The 19,028-nt window shown below is 58.1% G+C and carries 31 protein-coding genes; 1 reads left to right on the top strand and 30 read right to left on the bottom strand.

The window, feature by feature from the left end:
* Positions 1-46 precede the first annotated feature (46 nt).
* Positions 47-2,881 carry an excinuclease ABC subunit UvrA gene (gene uvrA, locus RAC97_RS07330; protein ID WP_375099149.1) on the top strand — a complete coding sequence of 945 codons (2,835 nt, stop codon included), beginning with the start codon at positions 47-49 and terminating at the stop codon, positions 2,879-2,881.
* Between the two features lie 60 nt (positions 2,882-2,941).
* Here uvrA and bfr read toward each other — a convergent pair whose 3' ends face one another.
* From bfr to rpsJ, 30 genes are all read right to left on the bottom strand, one after another.
* The gene (gene bfr / locus RAC97_RS07325) at positions 2,942-3,406 is read right to left on the bottom strand and encodes a bacterioferritin (protein ID WP_375099148.1); all 465 of its coding nucleotides are present in this window, start codon (positions 3,404-3,406) and stop codon (positions 2,942-2,944) included.
* A gap of 165 nt (positions 3,407-3,571) precedes the next feature.
* The gene (locus tag RAC97_RS07320) at positions 3,572-5,011 is read right to left on the bottom strand and encodes a catalase (protein ID WP_375099147.1); all 1,440 of its coding nucleotides are present in this window, start codon (positions 5,009-5,011) and stop codon (positions 3,572-3,574) included.
* 172 nt (positions 5,012-5,183) lie between these two features.
* Entirely contained in the window at positions 5,184-5,570 is a 387-nt protein-coding gene (gene rplQ, locus RAC97_RS07315) for a 50S ribosomal protein L17 (protein WP_003255451.1), read from the bottom strand.
* 42 nt (positions 5,571-5,612) lie between these two features.
* On the bottom strand, positions 5,613-6,614 hold the full coding sequence (locus tag RAC97_RS07310; protein WP_375099146.1) for a DNA-directed RNA polymerase subunit alpha: 1,002 nt from the start codon (positions 6,612-6,614) through the stop codon (positions 5,613-5,615).
* Positions 6,615-6,636: 22 nt separating this feature from the next.
* Complete coding sequence (gene rpsD / locus RAC97_RS07305; protein WP_375099145.1) at positions 6,637-7,257, bottom strand: 30S ribosomal protein S4; 621 nt, start codon at positions 7,255-7,257, stop codon at positions 6,637-6,639.
* A 15-nt stretch (positions 7,258-7,272) separates the two neighbouring features.
* Entirely contained in the window at positions 7,273-7,662 is a 390-nt protein-coding gene (gene rpsK, locus RAC97_RS07300) for a 30S ribosomal protein S11 (protein WP_003255454.1), read from the bottom strand.
* An 18-nt stretch (positions 7,663-7,680) separates the two neighbouring features.
* Positions 7,681-8,037, bottom strand: coding sequence for a 30S ribosomal protein S13 (rpsM, locus tag RAC97_RS07295; protein WP_003255457.1), 357 nt, complete (start codon positions 8,035-8,037; stop codon positions 7,681-7,683).
* Positions 8,038-8,168: 131 nt separating this feature from the next.
* Entirely contained in the window at positions 8,169-8,285 is a 117-nt protein-coding gene (rpmJ, locus tag RAC97_RS07290) for a 50S ribosomal protein L36 (protein ID WP_002555468.1), read from the bottom strand.
* A gap of 29 nt (positions 8,286-8,314) precedes the next feature.
* Complete coding sequence (gene secY / locus RAC97_RS07285; RefSeq protein ID WP_375099144.1) at positions 8,315-9,646, bottom strand: preprotein translocase subunit SecY; 1,332 nt, start codon at positions 9,644-9,646, stop codon at positions 8,315-8,317.
* On the bottom strand, positions 9,647-10,081 hold the full coding sequence (gene rplO, locus RAC97_RS07280; RefSeq protein ID WP_375099143.1) for a 50S ribosomal protein L15: 435 nt from the start codon (positions 10,079-10,081) through the stop codon (positions 9,647-9,649). It lies immediately after the preceding gene.
* A gap of 3 nt (positions 10,082-10,084) precedes the next feature.
* Positions 10,085-10,261: a 50S ribosomal protein L30 gene (gene rpmD / locus RAC97_RS07275; protein WP_023535007.1), complete on the bottom strand. Its 177-nt coding sequence runs from the start codon at positions 10,259-10,261 to the stop codon at positions 10,085-10,087.
* Positions 10,262-10,263: 2 nt separating this feature from the next.
* Entirely contained in the window at positions 10,264-10,764 is a 501-nt protein-coding gene (gene rpsE, locus RAC97_RS07270) for a 30S ribosomal protein S5 (RefSeq protein WP_003255465.1), read from the bottom strand.
* Between the two features lie 3 nt (positions 10,765-10,767).
* Positions 10,768-11,118 carry a 50S ribosomal protein L18 gene (rplR, locus tag RAC97_RS07265; RefSeq protein WP_023629183.1) on the bottom strand — a complete coding sequence of 117 codons (351 nt, stop codon included), beginning with the start codon at positions 11,116-11,118 and terminating at the stop codon, positions 10,768-10,770.
* A gap of 10 nt (positions 11,119-11,128) precedes the next feature.
* Positions 11,129-11,662 carry a 50S ribosomal protein L6 gene (gene rplF, locus RAC97_RS07260; protein WP_027594874.1) on the bottom strand — a complete coding sequence of 178 codons (534 nt, stop codon included), beginning with the start codon at positions 11,660-11,662 and terminating at the stop codon, positions 11,129-11,131.
* A 13-nt stretch (positions 11,663-11,675) separates the two neighbouring features.
* Positions 11,676-12,068 carry a 30S ribosomal protein S8 gene (rpsH, locus tag RAC97_RS07255; RefSeq protein WP_084857318.1) on the bottom strand — a complete coding sequence of 131 codons (393 nt, stop codon included), beginning with the start codon at positions 12,066-12,068 and terminating at the stop codon, positions 11,676-11,678.
* Positions 12,069-12,277: 209 nt separating this feature from the next.
* Positions 12,278-12,583 (bottom strand): 30S ribosomal protein S14, encoded by a 306-nt coding sequence (gene rpsN / locus RAC97_RS07250; RefSeq protein ID WP_003255472.1) that lies wholly within the window; start codon positions 12,581-12,583, stop codon positions 12,278-12,280.
* Positions 12,584-12,596: 13 nt separating this feature from the next.
* Positions 12,597-13,136: a 50S ribosomal protein L5 gene (gene rplE, locus RAC97_RS07245; RefSeq protein WP_003255474.1), complete on the bottom strand. Its 540-nt coding sequence runs from the start codon at positions 13,134-13,136 to the stop codon at positions 12,597-12,599.
* 20 nt (positions 13,137-13,156) lie between these two features.
* Positions 13,157-13,471, bottom strand: a complete 315-nt coding sequence (rplX, locus tag RAC97_RS07240; RefSeq protein ID WP_013970637.1) for a 50S ribosomal protein L24 — start codon at positions 13,469-13,471, stop codon at positions 13,157-13,159.
* 11 nt (positions 13,472-13,482) lie between these two features.
* A complete protein-coding gene (rplN, locus tag RAC97_RS07235) occupies positions 13,483-13,851 on the bottom strand; it encodes a 50S ribosomal protein L14 (protein ID WP_002555479.1) in 369 nt (122 codons plus the stop codon).
* A gap of 19 nt (positions 13,852-13,870) precedes the next feature.
* Positions 13,871-14,137, bottom strand: coding sequence for a 30S ribosomal protein S17 (gene rpsQ / locus RAC97_RS07230; RefSeq protein ID WP_023534981.1), 267 nt, complete (start codon positions 14,135-14,137; stop codon positions 13,871-13,873).
* A 2-nt stretch (positions 14,138-14,139) separates the two neighbouring features.
* Positions 14,140-14,331: a 50S ribosomal protein L29 gene (gene rpmC / locus RAC97_RS07225; protein ID WP_002555481.1), complete on the bottom strand. Its 192-nt coding sequence runs from the start codon at positions 14,329-14,331 to the stop codon at positions 14,140-14,142.
* Positions 14,331-14,744 carry a 50S ribosomal protein L16 gene (gene rplP / locus RAC97_RS07220; protein ID WP_009397508.1) on the bottom strand — a complete coding sequence of 138 codons (414 nt, stop codon included), beginning with the start codon at positions 14,742-14,744 and terminating at the stop codon, positions 14,331-14,333. Before rplP ends, rpmC begins: the two co-directional genes overlap by 1 nt.
* Positions 14,745-14,756: 12 nt before the next feature.
* Positions 14,757-15,443, bottom strand: coding sequence for a 30S ribosomal protein S3 (gene rpsC / locus RAC97_RS07215; protein WP_003255481.1), 687 nt, complete (start codon positions 15,441-15,443; stop codon positions 14,757-14,759).
* Between the two features lie 13 nt (positions 15,444-15,456).
* Positions 15,457-15,789: a 50S ribosomal protein L22 gene (gene rplV / locus RAC97_RS07210; RefSeq protein WP_003103908.1), complete on the bottom strand. Its 333-nt coding sequence runs from the start codon at positions 15,787-15,789 to the stop codon at positions 15,457-15,459.
* An 11-nt stretch (positions 15,790-15,800) separates the two neighbouring features.
* Positions 15,801-16,076, bottom strand: coding sequence for a 30S ribosomal protein S19 (rpsS, locus tag RAC97_RS07205; protein WP_010486981.1), 276 nt, complete (start codon positions 16,074-16,076; stop codon positions 15,801-15,803).
* A gap of 16 nt (positions 16,077-16,092) precedes the next feature.
* Positions 16,093-16,917: a 50S ribosomal protein L2 gene (gene rplB, locus RAC97_RS07200; RefSeq protein WP_375099142.1), complete on the bottom strand. Its 825-nt coding sequence runs from the start codon at positions 16,915-16,917 to the stop codon at positions 16,093-16,095.
* A 14-nt stretch (positions 16,918-16,931) separates the two neighbouring features.
* The gene (rplW, locus tag RAC97_RS07195; RefSeq protein WP_003255484.1) at positions 16,932-17,231 is read right to left on the bottom strand and encodes a 50S ribosomal protein L23; all 300 of its coding nucleotides are present in this window, start codon (positions 17,229-17,231) and stop codon (positions 16,932-16,934) included.
* A complete protein-coding gene (gene rplD, locus RAC97_RS07190) occupies positions 17,228-17,830 on the bottom strand; it encodes a 50S ribosomal protein L4 (protein ID WP_375099141.1) in 603 nt (200 codons plus the stop codon). The genes rplW and rplD overlap by 4 nt, the downstream gene beginning before the upstream one ends.
* 12 nt (positions 17,831-17,842) lie before the next feature.
* Positions 17,843-18,478, bottom strand: coding sequence for a 50S ribosomal protein L3 (rplC, locus tag RAC97_RS07185; RefSeq protein WP_375099140.1), 636 nt, complete (start codon positions 18,476-18,478; stop codon positions 17,843-17,845).
* An 81-nt stretch (positions 18,479-18,559) separates the two neighbouring features.
* Complete coding sequence (gene rpsJ / locus RAC97_RS07180) at positions 18,560-18,871, bottom strand: 30S ribosomal protein S10 (protein WP_003186070.1); 312 nt, start codon at positions 18,869-18,871, stop codon at positions 18,560-18,562.
* Positions 18,872-19,028 lie beyond the last annotated feature (157 nt).

Below are 19,028 nucleotides of genomic sequence, written 5' to 3'. Positions count from 1 at the left end.
AGCGCGCCGTATACTTCTTTGTTTACGCCCGCCGAGCGAGGCTGCAGTGGATAAGATCCTGATCCGTGGGGCACGCACCCACAACCTGAAGAACATCGACCTGACCCTGCCCCGGGACAAGCTGATCGTGATCACCGGCCTGTCCGGCTCCGGCAAGTCGTCCCTGGCGTTCGACACTCTCTACGCCGAGGGTCAGCGCCGCTACGTAGAGTCGCTGTCGGCCTACGCCCGGCAATTCCTTTCGATGATGGAAAAGCCCGACGTCGACACCATCGAAGGCCTGTCGCCCGCTATTTCCATCGAGCAAAAGTCGACCTCGCACAACCCCCGCTCGACCGTCGGCACCATCACCGAGATCTATGACTACCTGCGCCTGCTGTACGCGCGGGTCGGCACACCGCGCTGCCCAGACCACGACATTCCGCTGGAGGCGCAAACGATCAGCCAGATGGTCGACCTGGTGCTCGAGCAACCCGAAGGCAGCAAGCTGATGCTGCTGGCCCCGGTGGTACGCGAACGCAAGGGTGAACACCTGGCGGTGTTCGACGAGCTGCGCGCCCAGGGCTTCGTCCGCGCCCGGATAAATGGCAAGTTGTACGAGCTCGATGAGCTGCCCAAGCTCGACAAGCAGAAGAAGCACAGCATCGATGTGGTGGTGGACCGCTTCAAGGTGCGCAACGACCTGCAGCAGCGCCTGGCCGAATCCTTCGAAACCGCGCTGAAACTGGCCGACGGTATCGCCCTGGTGGCGCAGATGGACGACGAAAGCGCCGAAGACATGATCTTCTCCGCGCGCTTCGCCTGCCCGGTCTGCGGCCATGCGATCAGCGAGCTGGAACCCAAGCTGTTCTCGTTCAACAACCCCGCCGGCGCTTGCCCGACCTGTGATGGCCTGGGCGTGAAGCAATTCTTCGACACCAAGCGCCTGGTCAACAGCGAGCTGACCCTGGCTGAAGGCGCGATTCGCGGCTGGGACCGGCGTAACGTCTACTACTTCCAGATGCTCGGCTCCCTGGCTGCGCATTATGGCTTCAGCCTCGAGGAGCCGTTCGGCCAGCTATCGGCAGAACACCAGAAGGTGATCCTGCAGGGCAGCGGCAAGCACAGCGTTGACTTCAAGTACCTCAACGACCGCGGCGACATCGTCAAGCGTTCGCACCCGTTCGAAGGCATCGTGCCGAACCTCGAGCGGCGTTATCGCGAGACCGAGTCGGCCACCGTACGGGAGGAACTGGCCAAGTTCCTCGGCACCCAGCCCTGCCCGGACTGCCGCGGCACCCGACTGCGCCGCGAGGCGCGCCATGTGTGGGTAGGCGAGAAGACCCTGCCGGCAGTGACCAACCTGCCGATTGGCGATGCCAGCGAGTACTTCGCCGGCCTGAGCCTGACCGGTCGACGCGGTGAGATCGCGGCGAAGATCCTCAAGGAGATCTGCGAGCGCCTGCAGTTCCTGGTGAACGTCGGCCTCGACTACCTGACCCTCGACCGCAGCGCCGAGACACTTTCGGGCGGCGAGGCCCAGCGTATCCGCCTGGCCAGCCAGATCGGCGCTGGCCTGGTGGGCGTGATGTACATCCTCGACGAACCATCGATCGGCCTGCATCAGCGCGACAACGACCGCTTGCTGGCCACGCTCAATCACCTGCGCGACCTGGGCAACACGGTCATCGTGGTGGAGCACGACGAAGACGCCATTCGCCTGGCCGACTACGTGGTGGACATTGGCCCTGGCGCCGGCGTGCATGGGGGCCGGATCGTCGCCGAAGGCACGCCCGAGGAAGTGATGGCGCACCCGGAATCGCTGACCGGCAAGTACCTCTCCGGGCGCAAGAAGATCGTCGTGCCGGCCAAGCGTACGCCCCGCAACAAGAAGCTCTCGCTCAAGCTCAAGGGCGCACGGGGCAACAACCTGCAGAACGTCGACCTCGAGGTACCGATCGGCCTACTGACCTGTGTGACCGGGGTATCCGGCTCGGGGAAGTCGACCTTGATCAACAACACCCTCTTCCCCCTGGCAGCTACCGCGCTCAATGGCGCGAGCAGCCTGGAACCAGCGGCGCACACCAGCATGGATGGGTTGCAGCACCTGGATAAAGTGGTCGACATCGACCAGAGCCCGATTGGTCGTACCCCGCGCTCGAACCCCGCGACCTACACCGGTATCTTCACACCGATCCGCGAGCTGTTCGCCGGGGTGCCGGAGTCGCGCTCGCGCGGCTATGGGCCGGGGCGTTTCTCGTTCAACGTCAAGGGCGGGCGCTGCGAGGCGTGCCAGGGTGACGGGCTGATCAAGGTGGAGATGCACTTCCTGCCGGATATCTACGTACCGTGCGATGTGTGCAAGAGCAAGCGCTACAACCGCGAAACCCTGGAAATCAAGTACAAGGGCAAAAACATCCACGAGGTGCTGGAAATGACCATCGAGGATGCCCGCGGGTTCTTCGACGCGGTGCCTGCACTGGCGCGCAAGTTACAAACGCTGATGGACGTGGGGCTTTCCTACATCAAGCTGGGGCAGTCGGCTACGACCTTGTCCGGCGGTGAGGCGCAGCGGGTGAAATTGTCCCGCGAACTGTCCAAGCGCGACACCGGCAAGACCCTGTATATCCTCGACGAGCCGACCACCGGCCTGCACTTCGCGGATATCCAGCAACTGCTGGACGTACTGCACCGTCTGCGCGACCACGGCAACACCGTGGTAGTGATCGAGCACAACCTGGACGTTATCAAGACCGCTGACTGGCTGGTGGACCTGGGGCCGGAAGGCGGTTCCAAAGGCGGCCAGATCATCGCCAGCGGTACGCCAGAGGAATTGGCGAAGATGAAACAGTCGTATACGGGCCACTACCTCGCGCCGCTCCTGGAGCGAGACCGGGCCTGACGAAAAAGCCCCTGGCATGTAAATGCCAGGGGCTTTTTCTTTCGCAGCAAACCGGCCGGTTTACATCTGCGATTGCAGGTAGTTCTGCAGGCCGATGGACTTGATCAGACCTTGCTGCTTTTCCAGCCAGTAGGTGTGGTCTTCCTCGGTATCAGCCAACTGCGCACGCAAGATGTCACGGCTGATGTAGTCCTTGTGCAGCTCGCACAGCTCGATGCCTTTGCACAGTGCAGCGCGCACCTTGTACTCGAGGCGCAGGTCAGCGGCGATCATGTCGGGCACGGTGGAGCCGACGTCCAGGTCGTCCGGGCGCATGCGTGGTGTGCCTTCGAGCATCAGGATGCGGCGCATCAGGGCATCGGCGTGTTGCGCCTCTTCTTCCATCTCGTGATTGATACGCTCGTAGAGCTTGGTCAGGCCCCAGTCTTCGTACATGCGCGAGTGGATGAAATATTGGTCACGCGCCGCCAGTTCGCCCGTCAGCAACGTGTTGAGGTAATCGATTACGTCCGGGTGACCTTGCATCGCCCTGCTACTCCCTGAATGAAACGTTGATAAGGAGATAGTGTGAACCATGATTTCGCCAAGGTCACTGAAAAGCGCGCAATTTGTTGGAAAAAAGTCGGCAAACAGTAGTGATATTCATTGAAAAACCGCCCAAATGAGGGCGGTTCTACTTATCATTTCGACTCAGGCGAGATTTACGCCCAACGCCTTGGCTATGCCCTCGCCGTAGGCCGGATCCGCCTTGAAGAAGTACTGCAACTGACGCTGCACCACATCTTCACTGACGCCTGCCATGGTGCCGGCGATGTTGTCGATCAGCAGTGCCTGCTGCTCGGCGCTCATCAAACGGAACAACGCACCCGCCTGGCTGTAGTAGTCAGTGTCTTCGCGGTGATCGTAGCGATCGGCCGAACCGCTCAAGGCCAGCGCAGGCTCTGCGTGACGAGGCGACTGCTTCGGTGCGTCGGCGTAGCTGTTCGGCTCGTAATTTGGCGCGCTGCCGTAGGCACCGAATGCCATCGCACCGTCACGCTGGTAGCTGTTGACCGGGCTACGAGGCGCGTTAACCGGCAGATGCTGGTGGTTCGTACCCACACGGTAGCGGTGCGCGTCAGCGTACGCGAACACGCGGCCCTGGAGCATGCGATCAGGCGACAGCCCCACGCCTGGCACCATGTTGCTCGGACCGAAAGTGGCTTGCTCGACTTCAGCGAAATAGTTGAGCGGGTTGCGGTTGAGCTCAAGCACGCCTACCTCGATCAGCGGGAACTCCTTCTGCGACCAGGTCTTGGTCACGTCGAAGGGGTTTTCCGCACGGTTGGCGGCTTGCTCCTCGGACATCACCTGGATGCAGGCGGTCCAACGCGGGTAGTCACCACGCTCAATAGCCTCGAACAGGTCACGCTGCGCGTAATCCGGGTCGGTGCCTGCCAGGCGCGCTGCATCGGCGGGCGAAAGGTTCTTGATGCCCTGCTGGGTCTTGAAGTGCCACTTCACCCAGGTACGCTCACCCTTGGCGTTGATCAGGCTGTAGGTGTGGCTGCCGAAACCATGCATGTGGCGGTAGCCGTCCGGGATACCACGATCGGAGAACAGAATGGTGACCTGGTGCAGCGCCTCCGGCGAATGCGACCAGAAGTCCCACATCATCTGGGCATTCTTCAGGTTGGTCTGCGGGTGCCGTTTCTGGGTATGGATGAAATCGGGGAACTTCAACGGGTCACGGATGAAGAAAATTGGCGTGTTGTTGCCGACGATGTCCCAGTTGCCTTCCTCGGTATAAAACTTAAGGGCGAAACCGCGCGGGTCGCGCTCGGTGTCAGCCGAGCCACGCTCACCACCGACGGTGGAGAAACGCAGGAACGTTTCGGTCTGCTTCCCAACGGCTTCGAACAAGCGAGCACTGGTGTATTGGGTGATATCGCGGGTGACCGTGAAAGTGCCATAGGCACCGGAGCCTTTTGCATGCACACGGCGCTCGGGAATGTTCTCGCGGTTGAAGTGGGCGAGCTTCTCGATCAGGTGGAAGTCATCGAGCAACAGCGGACCGCGTGGGCCTGCGGAGCGGGAGTTCTGGTTGTCGGCGACGGGGGCACCGCTGGCGGTAGTAAGAATCTTGCTCATGATCTCTCCTGATCGGTCTCGAAATGCCGGCTAAACGGCTTGAAGAGAAGTATCGGGAAAGAACACCTCGAGATCTAATGCATTAAGAAACTAGCATCGATAGATATTTGCAATTCAAGCAGACACAAAAAACCGGGCACGGGGCCCGGTTCCTTGTAGCAGACTAAACGTCTTACTCAGCAGCTTCTACAGCACCGCCGACCGGACGATCAACCAGCTCGACATACGCCATAGGCGCGTTGTCGCCAGCGCGGAAACCGCACTTCAGGATGCGCAGGTAGCCGCCCTGACGGGTGGCGTAACGCTTGCCCAGGTCGTTGAATAGTTTGCCAACAGCGGACTTCGAACGGGTACGATCGAAGGCCAGACGGCGGTTAGCAACGCTGTCTTCCTTGGCCAGGGTGATCAGCGGCTCGGCAACGCGGCGCAGTTCCTTGGCTTTCGGCAGGGTGGTTTTGATCAGCTCGTGCTCGATCAGCGACACAGCCATGTTCTGGAACATAGCCTTGCGGTGAGAGCTGGTACGGCTCAGGTGACGTCCACTTTTACGATGACGCATGATTCATTCCTTACCAAACACTACGTTCGGTGATTACGACGATCAGGCAGTCGCCTTGTCGTCTTTCTTAAGGCTTGCAGGCGGCCAGTTGTCGAGGCGCATGCCGAGAGACAGACCACGGGAGGCCAGGACGTCCTTGATTTCAGTCAGGGACTTCTTGCCGAGGTTCGGAGTTTTCAACAGCTCTACTTCGGTGCGCTGAATCAGGTCACCAATGTAGTAGATGTTCTCCGCCTTCAGGCAGTTGGCCGAACGTACGGTCAGTTCCAGGTCGTCAACCGGGCGCAGCAGGATCGGATCGATCTCGTCTTCCTGCTCGACCACAACGGGCTCGCTGTCGCCTTTGAGGTCGACGAACGCGGCCAGCTGCTGCTGCAGGATGGTCGCGGCACGACGGATAGCCTCTTCAGGGTCCAGGGTACCGTTGGTTTCCAGATCGATGACCAGCTTGTCCAGGTTGGTACGCTGTTCAACACGGGCGTTCTCGACCACGTAGGCGATACGACGCACCGGGCTGAACGAAGCGTCCAGCTGAAGACGGCCAATGCTGCGGCTTTCATCTTCGTCGGTCTGACGGGAGTCGGCCGGCTCGTAACCGCGACCACGAGCTATGGTGAGCTTCATGTTCAGGGCGCCGTTGGACGCCAGGTTCGCGATTACGTGATCGGGGTTGACGATCTCGACATCGTGATCCAGCTGAATATCGGCAGCGGTAACCACCCCCGAACCCTTTTTCGACAAGGTCAGCGTAACTTCGTCACGACCGTGCAGCTTGATAGCCAGGCCTTTCAGGTTCAACAGGATTTCAATGACGTCTTCCTGTACACCTTCGATCGCGGAGTACTCATGGAGTACGCCATCGATCTCGGCCTCGACTACTGCACAGCCAGGCATGGAGGACAACAGGATGCGGCGCAGCGCGTTGCCCAGGGTATGGCCAAAACCACGCTCGAGAGGCTCGAGGGTGATCTTGGCGCGGGTTGGACTGACAACCTGCACATCAATGTGGCGAGGCGTCAGGAACTCATTTACCGAAATCTGCATGGATGCACCTATTTTCTAGCCCTTACTTGGAGTAGAGCTCGACAATCAGGTTTTCGTTGATGTCGGCGGACAGGTCACCGCGAGCAGGAACGTTCTTGAAAACGCCCGACTTCTTGGCAGTATCCACGTCAACCCACTCAACGCGGCCACGCTGGGCGCACAGTTCAAGGGCTTGAACAATGCGCAGCTGGTTCAGCGACTTCTCGCGAACCGCGACCACGTCACCCGGACGAACTTGGTAGGATGGAATGTTTACAGTCTTACCGTTGACGCTGATCGCTTTGTGCGAAACCAGCTGACGGGACTCGGAACGAGTGGAACCGAAGCCCATACGGTAGACGACGTTATCCAGACGGCACTCGAGCAGTTGCAGCAGGTTCTCACCGGTGGCGCCTTTTTTCGAGGCAGCAGCTTGGTAGTAACCGCGGAACTGACGCTCCAGAACACCGTAGATACGACGGACTTTTTGTTTCTCGCGCAGCTGGGTACCGTAGTCGGACTGACGGCCACGGCGCTGGCCGTGGATACCTGGGGCTGCTTCGATGTTGCACTTCGATTCCAGAGCGCGAACGCCGCTCTTCAGGAACAGGTCGGTGCCTTCACGACGAGACAGTTTGCATTTTGGACCAATGTAACGTGCCATTCTTCTGTCTCCTGATTACACGCGACGCTTCTTCGGCGGACGGCACCCGTTGTGCGGGATTGGCGTCACGTCGGTGATGCTGGCGATCTTGTAGCCGCAGCTGTTCAGTGCACGAACGGCGGATTCACGACCTGGACCTGGACCCTTGACGTTGACGTCGAGGTTCTTCAGACCATATTCCAGCGCAGCTTGACCAGCACGCTCAGCAGCGATCTGGGCTGCGAACGGGGTGGATTTGCGCGAACCACGGAAACCCGAACCACCGGAGGTCGCCCAGGACAACGCGTTGCCCTGACGGTCGGTGATGGTCACGATGGTGTTATTGAAAGACGCATGGATGTGGGCGATGCCATCAACCACTGTCTTTTTGACTTTCTTACGAGGACGAGCAGCAGGTTTTGCCATGTCTATATTCCTGGGCGATTACTTGCGGATCGGCTTACGCGGGCCCTTACGGGTGCGTGCGTTGGTCTTGGTGCGCTGACCGCGAACCGGCAGACCTTTACGATGACGCAGGCCGCGGTAGCAACCCAGGTCCATCAAGCGCTTGATCTTCATGTTGATGTCACGGCGCAGGTCACCTTCGGTGGTGAACTTCGCGACTTCGCCACGCAGGGTTTCGATTTGCTCGTCGCTCAGATCCTTGATCTTAGCGGCTGGGTTTACACCAGCGTCTGCACAGATTTTCTGTGCAGTAGTGCGACCGACACCATAGATGTAGGTCAGCGAGATAACAGTATGCTTGTTATCTGGAATGTTGACGCCTGCAATACGGGCCATTCAGTGGGACTCCAATTGACAGCTACCTACGCCCCGGAAGCCAAGAAATAGGGCGCGAGATAATATCGCTGTAGAAACGAATAATCAACCCAGCAGCACACTAGCTGCTGGGTTTGAAGCGCAGATCACACTCAGCCTTGGCGCTGCTTGTGACGCGGTTCCGCGCTGCAGATCACGCGAACAACACCTTCGCGACGAATGATCTTGCAGTTGCGGCACAGCTTTTTCACCGATGCACGAACTTTCATTACCGACTCCTCGAACCTTAGGGGGTCTATCAGCGCAGCAAGCCGCTGCCACCGTAGCCTTTCAGGTTGGCTTTCTTCATCAGGGATTCGTACTGGTGCGAAACGAGGTGCGATTGTACTTGGGACATGAAGTCCATCACAACCACTACCACAATCAGCAACGAGGTCCCGCCAAGGTAGAACGGAACGTTTGCCGCCACCACCAGGAACTGGGGCAGAAGGCACACGGCCGTCATGTAAAGAGCACCGAACATGGTCAGACGAGTCAGGACGCCATCAATGTAGCGAGCCGACTGTTCACCAGGACGGATACCCGGAATAAAGGCACCGGACTTCTTCAGGTTTTCCGCTACGTCTTTCGGGTTGAACATCAACGCTGTGTAGAAGAAGCAGAAGAAAACGATCCCTGCACTAAACAGCAGAATGTTCAACGGCTGACCAGGAGCGATCGACTGCGAGATGTCCTGCAGCCAGCCCATACCATCGGACTGACCGAACCAGGCACCCAGCGAAGCCGGGAACAGCAAGATGCTGCTCGCGAAAATGGCCGGAATTACACCCGCCATGTTCACCTTCAGCGGCAGGTGGCTGGTCTGTGCAGCGAAGACCTTGCGGCCCTGCTGACGCTTGGCGTAGTGAACGGCGATACGACGCTGACCACGCTCAATGAACACCACGAAGCCGATAATCGCTACTGCAAGCAAACCGATAGCGACCAGGGCGAAAATGTTGATATCGCCTGTGCGTGCAGACTCGAAAGACTGCCCGATTGCTCTCGGAAGACCGGCAACGATACCTGCGAAGATCAACATCGAGATACCGTTGCCCACACCGCGCTCGGTGATCTGCTCGCCCAGCCACATCATGAACATTGCGCCGGCCACGAAGGTGGCGACAGCAACGACATGGAAGCCCAGGCCTACAGAAAACGCCACGCCCTGGTTGGCCAGGCCAATGGACATGCCAATGGCTTGAACCAGCGCCAGGATAACGGTGCCGTAGCGGGTGTACTGGCTGATCTTGCGACGGCCAGCTTCACCTTCCTTCTTCAACTGCTCCAGCTGTGGGCTGACCGCGGTCATGAGCTGCATGATGATCGACGCCGAGATGTACGGCATGATCCCCAATGCAAAGATGCTCATGCGCTCCAGCGCACCGCCGGAAAACATGTTGAACAGGCTAAGAATGGTCCCCTCATTCTGTCGAAACAGATCCGCCAGACGGTCTGGGTTGATGCCAGGCACCGGGATATGCGCGCCGATCCGATAGACGATGATCGCCAGGAACAGGAAGCGCAGACGAGCCCAGAGTTCCGACATCCCGCCCTTACCGAGCGAAGAGAGAGCACCTTGCTTAGCCATTTATTCCTCGAATTTGCCGCCAGCTGCTTCGATAGCCGCACGCGCACCCTTGGTGGCGGCGATACCCTTGATGGTGACTGCGCGAGTGACTTCGCCCGACAGCATGATTTTCACACGCTGAACGTTCTGGCCAATCACGTTGGCATCCTTCAGGGACTGCACGGAGACGATGTCGCCTTCCACCTTGGCCAGCTCGGACAGACGCACTTCTGCGCGGTCCATGGCTTTCAGGGAAACGAAACCGAACTTCGGCAGGCGACGGTGCAGAGGCTGCTGACCGCCTTCGAAGCCAGGAGCGATCGAACCACCGGAACGGGAGGTCTGACCTTTGTGGCCGCGGCCGCCAGTCTTACCCAGACCGCTACCGATACCACGACCCGGACGATGCTTCTCGCGACGGGAACCCGGCGCTGGACTCAGATCATTGAGTTTCATCGATTAACCCTCGACCTTCAGCATGTAGTAAGCCTTGTTGATCATCCCGCGGTTCTCGGGAGTATCCTGGACTTCTACAGTGTGACCGATGCGACGCAGACCCAGGCCTTTAACACACAGGATGTGGTTAGGCAGGCGGCCGGCGGTGCTCTTGATCAGCGTTACTTTTACGGTTGCCATGATCAGAAGATCTCCTCGACGCTCTTGCCGCGTTTGGCAGCAATGGATTCAGGAGATTGCATGGCTTTCAGACCCTTGAAGGTGGCGTAGACCACGTTCACTGGGTTGGTCGAACCGTAGCACTTGGCCAGAACGTTCTGGACACCAGCAACTTCCAGGACAGCACGCATTGCGCCGCCGGCGATGATACCGGTACCTTCCGAGGCAGGCTGCATGTAGACCTTCGAGGCGCCGTGGGCAGCCTTGGTGGCGTACTGCAGGGTGGTGCCCTTCAGGTCAACCTGGATCATGTTGCGGCGAGCAGCTTCCATGGCCTTCTGGATCGCGGCAGGTACTTCGCGCGACTTGCCACGGCCGAAGCCAACACGGCCCTTGCCATCACCCACCACGGTCAGCGCGGTGAAGGTGAAGATACGGCCGCCTTTTACGGTTTTGGCAACGCGGTTAACTTGAACCAGCTTCTCGATGTAGCCTTCGTCGCGCTTTTGATCGTTATTTGCCATAACTTAGAACTCCAGCCCGCCTTCACGAGCAGCATCAGCCAGCGCTTTGACGCGGCCATGGTACTTGAAGCCGGAACGGTCAAAGGCAACTTGAGATACACCGGCGGCTTTCGCGCGCTCAGCTACCAGCTTGCCAACCTTAGTGGCCGCGTCGATGTTGCCAGTGGCACCATCACGCAGTTCTTTGTCCAAGGTCGAGGCACTTGCCAGAACCTTGCTGCCGTCGGCCGAAATGACCTGGGCGTAGATGTGCTGCGAGGAGCGGAACACGCACAGGCGCACGGCTTCGAGCTCGTGCATTTTCAGGCGTGCTTTGCGAGCGCGACGCAGTCGAATAACTTTTTTGTCGGTCATTTGCTAGGCCCTACTTCTTCTTGGCTTCTTTACGACGGACTACTTCGTCCGCGTAACGCACACCTTTGCCTTTGTAAGGCTCTGGCGGACGGAAGTCGCGGATTTCAGCGGCCACCTGACCTACCAGCTGCTTGTCGATACCCTTGATCAGGATGTCGGTCTGGCTAGGCGTTTCAGCGGTGATACCAGCTGGCAGTTCGTAGTCCACTGGATGAGAGAAGCCCAGCGCCAGGTTCAGGATGGTGCCCTTGGCCTGTGCCTTGTAACCAACACCGACCAGCTGGAGCTTGCGCTCGAAGCCTTGGCTTACGCCCTGGACCATGTTGTTGACCAGAGCACGGGTAGTACCGGCCATGGCACGAGCTTGCTGGTCACCGTTGCGAGCGACGAAGCGCAGTTCGCCGGACTCTTCGGTAACTTCAACAGACGAGTGAACGTTCAGTTCGAGAGTGCCCTTGGCACCCTTCACCGAAAGCTGCTGGCCGGCGAATTTGACTTCGACACCGGATGGCAGCTTAACGGGGTTCTTAGCGACGCGAGACATGCCTATCTCCCCCTTAGAACACTGTGCACAGAACTTCGCCGCCGACACCGGCAGCGCGCGCAGCGCGATCAGTCATCACACCTTTGTTGGTGGAGACAATAGACACGCCCAGGCCGCCACGAACTTTCGGCAGGTCTGCGACGGACTTGTACTGGCGCAGGCCTGGACGGCTGGAGCGCTTCAGTTCCTCGATGACCGGACGGCCTTCGAAGTACTTCAGTTCGATCGACAGGGAAGGTTTGGCTTCGCCACTGACCTGGTAGCCAGCGATGTAACCTTCGTCCTTCAGAACTTTGGCAACCGCGACCTTCAGCGTGGAGGAAGGCATGCTTACGACGGACTTTTCAGCCATCTGGGCATTACGGATGCGAGTTAGCATGTCCGCTAACGGGTCCTGCATACTCATGGGCTAGATGCTCCTGATACAAGAATTATTAGCCTTGCGGCTATCACAACCACCTGAGCAGGCAGGGCAAAAAACCCAGGCTCAGGTGAGCCGGTCATTCTAGACACAAGACAGAAACGAAACAAGCCCCACGAGGGGGCTTGTTTCGTTGCGATATCACCGGTGGTCGGAAGATCTCTCCTCCTGCGCCGGGATCACAGCAACCGATGTTACCAGCTGGCCTTGACCAGGCCTGGAACATCACCGCGCATTGCAGCTTGACGCAGCATGTTACGGCCCAGGCCAAACTTACGGTATACACCGTGCGGACGACCGGTCAGGCGGCAACGGTTACGCAGGCGCGAGGCACTGGCGTCACGTGGCTGCTTCTGCAGTGCGACTACGGCAGCAAAACGCTCCTCAGGGGAGGCGTTCAGGTTGACGATGGTCGCTTTCAGCTCAGCGCGCTTCTTAGCGAACTTGGCTACCGTCAGCTGACGCTTCAGCTCACGGTTCTTCATGCTCTTCTTGGCCATTTTCCTACTCCAATCAGTTGCGGAACGGGAACTTGAAAGCACGCAGCAGTGCGCGGCCTTCGTCGTCCGAACGAGCAGTGGTGGTCAGGGTGATGTCCAAACCGCGCAGAGCATCGATCTTGTCGTAATCGATTTCCGGGAAGATGATCTGCTCTTTCACGCCCATGCTGTAGTTGCCACGACCATCGAAGGACTTGGCGTTCAGGCCGCGGAAGTCGCGAACCCGAGGCAGGGAGATCGCCAGCAGGCGGTCCAGGAATTCGTACATCTTGTCGCTACGCAGGGTCACCTTGACGCCGATCGGCCAGCCCTCACGGACTTTGAAGCCCGCGATGGATTTACGAGCGAAAGTCACGACCGGCTTTTGTCCGGTGATCTTTTCCAGGTCGGCAACAGCGTGCTCGATGACTTTCTTGTCGCCGATCGCTTCGCCCAGACCCATGTTCAGGGTGATCTTGGTAACGCGCGGAACTTCCATTACGTTCGAAAGCTTAAGTTCTTCCTTAAGCTTGGGAGCGATTTCGTTCCGGTAAATCTCTTTCAGTCGTGCCATGGTCTTCTACCTAGCAGTGTTCAAGCATCAACCGCTTTTTGGGTCGACTTGAAGACACGAATTTTTTTACCGTCTTCTACTTTGAAACCAACGCGGTCAGCCTTGTTGGTTTCGCCGTTGAAGATGGCGACGTTGGAAGCGTGCAGAGGCGCTTCTTTCTCGACGATACCGCCCTGGACGCCCGCCATCGGGTTAGGTTTGGTATGACGCTTGACCAGGTTCACACCACCGACGACCAGACGGTTGTCAGCCAGAACCTTCAGCACCTTACCGCGCTTACCCTTGTCTTTGCCGGCGATCACGATGATCTCGTCGTCACGACGAATCTTTTGCATGTCGGATCTCCTTACAGCACTTCAGGGGCGAGCGAGACGATCTTCATGAACTTCTCAGTACGAAGTTCACGGGTCACTGGCCCGAAGATGCGAGTACCGATCGGCTCTTGCTTGTTGTTCAGCAGAACAGCAGCGTTGCCGTCGAAACGAATGATGGAACCGTCAGCGCGACGTACACCGTGACGGGTACGGACGACAACAGCGGTCATCACCTGGCCTTTTTTGACCTTACCGCGCGGAATGGCTTCCTTGACGGTTACTTTGATGATGTCACCGATGCCGGCGTAACGGCGGTGAGAACCGCCGAGCACCTTGATGCACATGACGCGACGAGCGCCGCTGTTATCGGCCACATCGAGCATGGATTGAGTCTGAATCATAAAATTTGACCCCTAGCCCTTAGACTTCAACAGCGCGTTCGAGGACTTCAACCAGTGCCCAGGACTTGGTCTTGGCCAGCGGACGGGTTTCGGTAATGGAAACCTTGTCGCCGATCTTGCACTGGTTGGTTTCGTCGTGCGCGTGCAGCTTAGTCGAACGCTTAACGTATTTACCGTAGATCGGGTGCTTGACGCGACGCTCGATCAGAACGGTGATGGTCTTGTCCATTTTGTCGCTGACGACACGGCCAGTCAGCGTACGGACGGTTTTTTCAGCTTCAGCCATGATCACTTACCTGCCTGCTGGTTGAGCACAGTTTTCACGCGAGCGATGTCACGCTTAACTTGCGAGAGCAGGTGCGACTGCCCCAACTGGCCAGTTGCTTTCTGCATACGCAGATTGAACTGGTCGCGCAGCAAGCCGAGCAGTTGCTCATTCAGTTGCTGTGCCGATTTTTCACGAAGTTCATTCGCTTTCATCACATCACCGTCCGCTTAACAAAGGAGGTGGCGAGAGGCAGCTTTGCAGCGGCCAGGGCGAAAGCTTCGCGCGCCAGCTCTTCAGAAACACCCTCGATCTCGTACAGGACTTTGCCTGGCTGGATCTGGGCAACCCAGTACTCCACGGAACCCTTACCTTTACCCATACGAACCTCGAGAGGTTTCTTGGTAACCGGCTTGTCCGGGAATACGCGGATCCAGATCTTGCCGCCACGCTTTACGTGACGGGTCAGAGCACGACGTGCCGACTCGATCTGGCGGGCGGTGAGGCGACCGCGAGCAACAGCTTTCAGGGCGAACTCGCCGAAGCTGACCTTGCTACCGCGCAGTGCCAGACCACGGTTGTGGCCGGTCATCTGCTTGCGGAATTTTGTACGCTTTGGTTGCAACATTTGGCGTACCCCTTACTTAGCAGCTTTTTTACGAGGCGCTGGTGCTTGAGGCTTCAGCTCTTCCTGGCGGCCACCGATGACCTCGCCTTTGAAGATCCAAACCTTCACACCGATCACACCGTAGGTGGTGTGAGCTTCGTAGGTGTTGTAGTCGATATCGGCACGCAGGGTGTGCAGGGGCACACGACCTTCGCGATACCACTCGGTACGTGCGATCTCGGCACCGCCGAGACGACCGCTCACCTGGATCTTGATGCCCTTGGCACCAATACGCATGGCGTTCTGTACAGCGCGCTTCATGGCGCGACGGAACATAACGCGGCGCTCCAGCTGCTGGGCTACGCTCTGCGCAACCAGCATGGCGTCGAGTTCCGGCTTGCGGATCTCTTCGATGTTGATGTGCACGGGCACACCCATCTGCTTGGTCAGGTCCTGACGCAGCTTCTCAACATCTTCACCTTTCTTACCGATAACGATACCGGGACGAGCGGTGTGGATGGTGATGCGTGCAGTTTGAGCCGGGCGATGAATATCGATACGGCTTACGGACGCGCTTTTTAGTTTGTCTTGGAGGTACTCACGCGTTTTCAGATCCTTCAACAGGTAATCTGCGTAAGTAGCGCCGTCTGCATACCAGACGGAGGTGTGCTCCTTGACGATTCCCAGGCGAATGCCAGTGGGATGTACTTTCTGACCCATCTGATCGACTCCGTTACTTGTCCGCAACCTTGACAGTGATATGGCAAGACCGCTTGACGATGCGATCAGCGCGGCCTTTGGCACGCGGCATGATGCGCTTCAGCGAACGCCCTTCGTTGACGAAAACGGTGCTGACCTTCAGGTCATCAACGTCTGCGCCTTCGTTGTGTTCGGCGTTGGCAACGGCCGACTCGAGGACTTTCTTCATGATTTCAGCGGCTTTTTTGCTGCTGAAGGCCAACAGGTTGAGCGCTTCGCCCACCTTCTTCCCGCGGATCTGGTCGGCGACCAAGCGGGCTTTCTGGGCGGAGATGCGAGCGCCCGACAACTTAGCGGCTACTTCCATTTCCTTACCCCTTAACGCTTGGCTTTCTTGTCAGCCACGTGCCCGCGATAGGTGCGGGTACCGGCGAACTCGCCCAGTTTGTGGCCGACCATGTCTTCGTTCACGAGAACTGGGACGTGTTGGCGACCGTTGTGTACCGCGATGGTCAGACCGACCATTTGTGGCAGGATCATCGAACGGCGCGACCAGGTTTTCACTGGCTTGCGATCGTTCTTCTCCACCGCCACTTCGATCTTCTTCAGCAGGTGAAGATCGATAAAAGGACCTTTTTTCAGAGAACGTGGCACTGTCGTATCCCTCTAGTTACTTGCGACGACGGACGATCATGTTGTCGGTACGCTTATTACCGCGGGTCTTCGCACCCTTGGTTGGGAAGCCCCATGGCGATACCGGATGACGACCACCGGAGGTACGACCTTCACCACCACCATGTGGGTGGTCAACCGGGTTCATGGCAACACCACGAACGGTTGGGCGAACGCCGCGCCAGCGTTTGGCACCAGCTTTACCCAGCGAGCGCAGGCTGTGCTCGGAGTTCGAGACTTCACCCAGGGTCGCACGGCACTCGGCCAGTACTTTACGCATTTCACCGGAGCGCAGACGCAGAGTCACGTAGGCACCTTCACGAGCGATCAGCTGAGCCGAGGCACCAGCGGAACGAGCGATCTGAGCACCTTTACCTGGCTTCAGTTCGATGCCGTGAATGGTGCTACCTACTGGGATGTTGCGCAGCTGCAGGGAGTTACCAGCCTTGATTGGGGCCAGGGCACCTGCGATCAGCTGGTCGCCAGCGCTCACGCCTTTAGGGGCGATGATGTAGCGACGCTCGCCGTCTGCGTAGCACAGCAGGGCGATGTGAGCAGTACGGTTCGGGTCGTATTCGACGCGCTCGACAGTGGCTGGGATGCCATCTTTGTCGTTGCGACGGAAGTCGACCAGACGGTAGTGCTGCTTATGACCACCACCCACGTGACGCGTGGTGATGCGGCCATTGTTGTTACGACCACCAGACTTCGATTTTTTCTCGATCAGCGGTGCGTGAGGAGCGCCTTTGTGCAGCTCCTTGTTGACCACCTTGACCACGAAACGGCGGCCAGGGGAAGTCGGTTTGCATTTAACGATTGCCATGATGCACCCCTTCCTTACTCAGCACTGCTGCTGAAATCGAGATCTTGGCCTGGCTGAAGGGAGACGATCGCCTTCTTCCAGTCATTACGCTTGCCCAGACCACGTGCGGTACGCTTGGTTTTACCCAGAACGTTAACAGTCGACACGTTTTCAACTTTTACGTTGAACAGGCCTTCGACAGCTTTCTTGATTTCCAGCTTGGTTGCGTCGGTAGCAACCTTGAATACGAACTGGCCTTTCTTCTCAGCCAGAACGGTAGCCTTCTCGGAAACGTGCGGGCCAAGGAGGACTTTGAATACGCGTTCCTGGTTCATCCCAGCAGCTCCTCGAATTTCTTCACGGCCGAGACAGTGATCAACACTTTCTCGTATGCGATCAGACTGACCGGGTCGGAACCCTGGACGTCACGTACATCGACGTGCGGCAGGTTACGAGCAGCCAGGTACAGGTTCTGATCAACAGCGTCGGAAACGATCAACACATCGCTCAGACCCATGCCGTTCAGCTTGTTCAGCAGGTCTTTGGTTTTCGGTGCTTCGACAGCGAAGTCCTGAACCACGACCAGACGCTCGCTACGAACCAGCTCGGAGAGGATGGAGCGCAGAGCTGCGCGATACATCTTCTTGTTGAGCTTCTGCGAGTGGTCTTGAGGGCGAGCTGCGAAGGTTACACCACCGCCGCGCCAGATCGGGCCACGGGTGGTACCAGCACGCGCGCGGCCAGTACCCTTCTGACGCCATGGGCGCTTACCGCCACCAGCCACGTCGGAACGGGTCTTCTGCTGCTTGGTGCCCTGACGGCCGCCGGCCATGTAGGCCACGACTGCTTGGTGTACCAGCGTCTCGTTGAATTCGCCACCGAAAGTCAGTTCGGAAACTTCGATCGCCTGAGCGTCATTTACATTAAGTTGCATGTCAGTTTCCCCTTAACCGCGAGCCTTGACAGCTGGACGCACGACCACGTCGCCGCCAGTAGCGCCTGGAACGGCACCCTTGATCAGCAGCAGGTTGCGTTCAGCGTCTACGCGTACTACTTCCAGGGACTGCACAGTCACGCGCTCAGCGCCCATGTGACCGGACATCTTCTTGCCCTTGAATACACGACCAGGAGTCTGGCACTGGCCGATGGAGCCAGGGACACGGTGCGATACGGAGTTACCGTGGGTGTTATCTTGGCCACGGAAGTTCCAACGCTTGATGGTACCGGCGAAGCCTTTACCTTTGGACTGACCAGTAACGTCTACCAGCTGGCCTGCAGCGAAGAGTTCAGCTTTGATCAGATCGCCAGCCTGGAAATCGCCTTCTTCAAGACGGAACTCCCAAACACCGCGACCAGCGGCAACGTTAGCCTTGGCGAAGTGACCTGCCTGAGCGGCAGTCACACGCGAAGCACGACGCTCGCCGACAGTGACTTGCACTGCACGGTAGCCATCGGTTTCTTCAGTTTTGAACTGGGTGACGCGATTCGGCTCGATCTCGATGACCGTGACCGGAATGGAGACACCTTCTTCGGTGAAAATGCGGGTCATACCGCACTTGCGACCGACTACACCAATAGTCATGTTGTAAACCTCATGAGTGTACGGGGCTTTCACCCGCTATGGCCGCCCATTTCAGAGCGTTACACGACTCAGACCGAAGTCTTAGCCGAGGCTGATCTGTACTTCCACGCCAGCCGCGAGGTCGAGCTTCATCAGCGCGTCAACGGTTTTATCCGTTGGCTGGACGATGTCCAGAACACGCTTATGAGTGCGAATCTCGTACTGGTCACGCGCGTCTTTGTTGACGTGCGGGGAGACCAGAACGGTGAAACGCTCTTTGCGGGTTGGCAGTGGAATAGGACCACGCACTTGTGCACCAGTACGTTTCGCGGTTTCCACGATTTCCTGGGTGGATTGGTCGATCAGGCGATGGTCAAAAGCCTTCAACCTGATACGGATTTGCTGATTTTGCATTGGATTTCAGACTCCAGGCTGTTCCCATCGGGCGCACTACGCCCGTTAAAAGGAGGCGTGATTCTATAGACGCCCCCATTTAGTGTCAACCCAATAAAAAAAACCCCCGCTAAGCGGGGGTTTTTTCAACCGACCGAGTAATTACTCGATGATTTTG

It is taken from the genome of Pseudomonas sp. LS_2 (genome assembly GCF_042709235.1).
GTDB lineage: Bacteria > Pseudomonadota > Gammaproteobacteria > Pseudomonadales > Pseudomonadaceae > Aquipseudomonas.
This window is presented reverse-complemented; position numbering and strand designations above follow the sequence as displayed.

What these genes read in the sequence shown, in the direction of transcription:
- rpmC (WP_002555481.1), bottom strand. Translation starts at nt 14,331, where the DNA reads ATGAAAGCGAATGAACTTCGTGAAAAATCGGCACAGCAACTGAATGAG.
- rplV (WP_003103908.1), bottom strand. Translation starts at nt 15,789, where the DNA reads ATGGAAGTAGCCGCTAAGTTGTCGGGCGCTCGCATCTCCGCCCAGAAA.
- rpmJ (WP_002555468.1), bottom strand. Translation starts at nt 8,285, where the DNA reads ATGAAAGTTCGTGCATCGGTGAAAAAGCTGTGCCGCAACTGCAAGATC.
- rplB (WP_375099142.1), bottom strand. Translation starts at nt 16,917, where the DNA reads ATGGCAATCGTTAAATGCAAACCGACTTCCCCTGGCCGCCGTTTCGTG.
- rpsM (WP_003255457.1), bottom strand. Translation starts at nt 8,037, where the DNA reads ATGGCCCGTATTGCAGGCGTCAACATTCCAGATAACAAGCATACTGTT.
- rplC (WP_375099140.1), bottom strand. Translation starts at nt 18,478, where the DNA reads ATGACTATTGGTGTAGTCGGTCGCAAGTGCGGTATGACCCGCATTTTC.
- rpsE (WP_003255465.1), bottom strand. Translation starts at nt 10,764, where the DNA reads ATGGCAAATAACGATCAAAAGCGCGACGAAGGCTACATCGAGAAGCTG.
- rplR (WP_023629183.1), bottom strand. Translation starts at nt 11,118, where the DNA reads ATGACCGACAAAAAAGTTATTCGACTGCGTCGCGCTCGCAAAGCACGC.
- rpsC (WP_003255481.1), bottom strand. Translation starts at nt 15,443, where the DNA reads ATGGGTCAGAAAGTACATCCCACTGGCATTCGCCTGGGAATCGTCAAG.
- rplE (WP_003255474.1), bottom strand. Translation starts at nt 13,136, where the DNA reads ATGGCACGACTGAAAGAGATTTACCGGAACGAAATCGCTCCCAAGCTT.
- rpsQ (WP_023534981.1), bottom strand. Translation starts at nt 14,137, where the DNA reads ATGGCTGAAGCTGAAAAAACCGTCCGTACGCTGACTGGCCGTGTCGTC.
- rpsH (WP_084857318.1), bottom strand. Translation starts at nt 12,068, where the DNA reads ATGAGTATGCAGGACCCGTTAGCGGACATGCTAACTCGCATCCGTAAT.
- rpmD (WP_023535007.1), bottom strand. Translation starts at nt 10,261, where the DNA reads ATGGCAACCGTAAAAGTAACGCTGATCAAGAGCACCGCCGGCCGCCTG.
- rpsJ (WP_003186070.1), bottom strand. Translation starts at nt 18,871, where the DNA reads ATGCAAAATCAGCAAATCCGTATCAGGTTGAAGGCTTTTGACCATCGC.
- rpsN (WP_003255472.1), bottom strand. Translation starts at nt 12,583, where the DNA reads ATGGCCAAGAAGAGCATGAAGAACCGTGAGCTGAAGCGTCAGCTGACG.
- rplO (WP_375099143.1), bottom strand. Translation starts at nt 10,081, where the DNA reads ATGAAACTCAATGATCTGAGTCCAGCGCCGGGTTCCCGTCGCGAGAAG.
- rplF (WP_027594874.1), bottom strand. Translation starts at nt 11,662, where the DNA reads ATGTCTCGCGTCGCTAAGAACCCCGTTAAGCTGCCATCCGGTGTCGAA.
- secY (WP_375099144.1), bottom strand. Translation starts at nt 9,646, where the DNA reads ATGGCTAAGCAAGGTGCTCTCTCTTCGCTCGGTAAGGGCGGGATGTCG.
- rplN (WP_002555479.1), bottom strand. Translation starts at nt 13,851, where the DNA reads ATGATTCAGACTCAATCCATGCTCGATGTGGCCGATAACAGCGGCGCT.
- rplX (WP_013970637.1), bottom strand. Translation starts at nt 13,471, where the DNA reads ATGCAAAAGATTCGTCGTGACGACGAGATCATCGTGATCGCCGGCAAA.
- rpsK (WP_003255454.1), bottom strand. Translation starts at nt 7,662, where the DNA reads ATGGCAAAACCTGCTGCTCGTCCTCGTAAGAAAGTCAAAAAGACAGTG.
- RAC97_RS07310 (WP_375099146.1), bottom strand. Translation starts at nt 6,614, where the DNA reads ATGCAGATTTCGGTAAATGAGTTCCTGACGCCTCGCCACATTGATGTG.
- rplD (WP_375099141.1), bottom strand. Translation starts at nt 17,830, where the DNA reads ATGCAACTTAATGTAAATGACGCTCAGGCGATCGAAGTTTCCGAACTG.
- bfr (WP_375099148.1), bottom strand. Translation starts at nt 3,406, where the DNA reads ATGCAAGGTCACCCGGACGTAATCGATTACCTCAACACGTTGCTGACG.
- rplW (WP_003255484.1), bottom strand. Translation starts at nt 17,231, where the DNA reads ATGAACCAGGAACGCGTATTCAAAGTCCTCCTTGGCCCGCACGTTTCC.
- rpsD (WP_375099145.1), bottom strand. Translation starts at nt 7,257, where the DNA reads ATGGCACGTTACATTGGTCCAAAATGCAAACTGTCTCGTCGTGAAGGC.
- rplP (WP_009397508.1), bottom strand. Translation starts at nt 14,744, where the DNA reads ATGTTGCAACCAAAGCGTACAAAATTCCGCAAGCAGATGACCGGCCAC.
- rplQ (WP_003255451.1), bottom strand. Translation starts at nt 5,570, where the DNA reads ATGCGTCATCGTAAAAGTGGACGTCACCTGAGCCGTACCAGCTCTCAC.
- RAC97_RS07320 (WP_375099147.1), bottom strand. Translation starts at nt 5,011, where the DNA reads ATGAGCAAGATTCTTACTACCGCCAGCGGTGCCCCCGTCGCCGACAAC.